The sequence below is a fragment of the Rhizobacter sp. P3_B12 genome (assembly GCF_056402895.1).
Genome location: NZ_JBFUGN010001161.1, coordinates 1 through 1,734 on the forward strand (window position 1 = coordinate 1; position 1,734 = coordinate 1,734).

The following is a 1,734-nucleotide window of genomic DNA, read 5'->3' on the forward strand; positions in this document are numbered from 1 at the left end:
ATGTAGCGCAGCTCCACGCCGTGCTCGCGGCCGGTGGCGGCGACGAAGAGGGCGCCGATCGCGCCGGGGATCAGCCCGATGCCGAACAGGATCAGTGCTTCGTAGACGAAGCAGGCCATGCGGCGCTTCAGGCTGGGCGCGCGCAGCGGCGCGTCGGCCAGCGCCGGCGTCGAACTCATCGGCGGGGCTTGCCGCTGGCAGGCGCCGACGCGGGGACCGAGCGGGTCGCCGCGGCCTGCGGCCCGCGCTTGGGCAGCAAGGTGGCGCTGTCGACGAGCCCGGGTGCCGTCGCGATCTTCGGCAGGCCGGTCTGCTGGTGGGTCGGCGGGGTCGGGCGCTTGGAGATCAGGTTGGTCGTCGCGCCGGGTTGCGCCTGCGCGACCGTCGGGGCCACGGCCTTCGGGCGGGCGGCGTAGGCGGTGTTCGGCACGATGCTCGATTTCGCCTCGGACGGTTCGCCGTCAGGTTCCCTGTTGCCCTTGGCCGGTGCGGGCTTGTGCTCGGCACGTTCGGCCAATTGCTTGCGCTGGTCGGGCGGCAGGGCCTTGTAGGCTTCCCATTGGGATTTGCGGTCCTGCGGCGCGACCTGCTGGGCTTCCTTGAAGTTCAGCCGCGCCTCGGCACGCTCCTTCGGCGTCAGCTTGGCCCATTCGGCCATGCGCGACTGCACGCGTGCCTGCTCGGCCGGCGGCAGCGTCGCGAAGCGTTCCGAGATCTCGACCCACTTGCGGCGGCGCGGGGCATCGATGCCGGCCCAGTCGCGCTCCAGCGGGCGCAGCGCGTGCTGCTGCGCCGGCGTCAGCGACGACCAGGCGGGCCCCCCGGCGGATGCGGCGGGGGCCTGCGACCACGCCAGGCCGCAACCGGCCAGCAGCCCGCCCGCCAGCAGCAGCGGCGCGAAGAAGCGCCGCCAGGCGGAGGAGACGGGGCGCGGGTCGGGGCGTCGAGTCACGAGCGCACCGGTCAATCGCGAGGGGTCTTCAGGAATTCCACGAAGCCGGGATCGCTGTAGGCGTCCGGCGGCACGTCGTCGGACAGCAAGCTGGCGTCGATTTCAGCCGCGGCGGAAATCTGCGAGCTGCTGTGCCAGCGCTGGATCAGGATCAGGCCGGCGGCCAGCACGACCAGCGGCAGCACCGAGGCGATCTTGACGCCCCAGCCGCCCAGCAGTGCGAGCGACGGGCCGGAGCGGGAGACCGAACCGGCCGTCTCGGCCACCAGCTTCGTGCGGGCGCGCTCGAGTGCCTGCTCGCGCGCGAAACGCAGGCGTTCGGAGATGTCGGGGGAGACGGCCTGGGATTGCTCGGTCAGGCGGGCGGACAGGCGAAGGGCGAAGCGAGTCTGGAGGGCGTCCAGTTCRGCGGCGGTGCGCGGTGCAAAATTTTGGCGGCTGTTCATAGTTGGATCCCCTTCGACTTGAGGGCGTTGGCCAGGGCATGCACGGCACGCGAGCAATGGGTCTTCACGCTTCCTTCCGAGCACCCCATCACGGCGGCTGTCTCGGCAACATCGAGTTCCTCCCAGTAACGCAGCAGAAAGGCTTCCCGTTGACGCGTCGGAAGCTGGGCCACCTGCGCTTCGATCGCCAGCAGGATCTGGGCCCGGGACACCGAATCGGCAGCGCTTTCAGTGGCGGGGGAGTCGTCCTGGAGCGCCAGAGTTTCCAGCAAATCGAAATCCCCGTCGTCGCCCGCGGACTCGAACTCGGAAAAATTCCGCATGACGGCATTGCGC

The 1,734-nt window shown here is 70.5% G+C and carries 3 protein-coding genes; all 3 read right to left on the reverse strand.

Annotation, left to right across the window (positions count from 1 at the left end):
- Positions 1–175 precede the first annotated feature (175 nt).
- Positions 176–952 (reverse strand): DUF3106 domain-containing protein, encoded by a 777-nt coding sequence (locus AC1D01_RS33295; RefSeq protein ID WP_477873749.1) that lies wholly within the window; start codon positions 950–952, stop codon positions 176–178.
- A gap of 11 nt (positions 953–963) precedes the next feature.
- The gene (locus AC1D01_RS33300; protein WP_477873750.1) at positions 964–1,398 is read right to left on the reverse strand and encodes a DUF3619 family protein; all 435 of its coding nucleotides are present in this window, start codon (positions 1,396–1,398) and stop codon (positions 964–966) included.
- Positions 1,395–1,734 (reverse strand): sigma factor-like helix-turn-helix DNA-binding protein (locus tag AC1D01_RS33305; protein ID WP_477873751.1); only part of this gene is annotated, 340 nt, incomplete at its 5' end. The genes AC1D01_RS33305 and AC1D01_RS33300, both read right to left, overlap by 4 nt.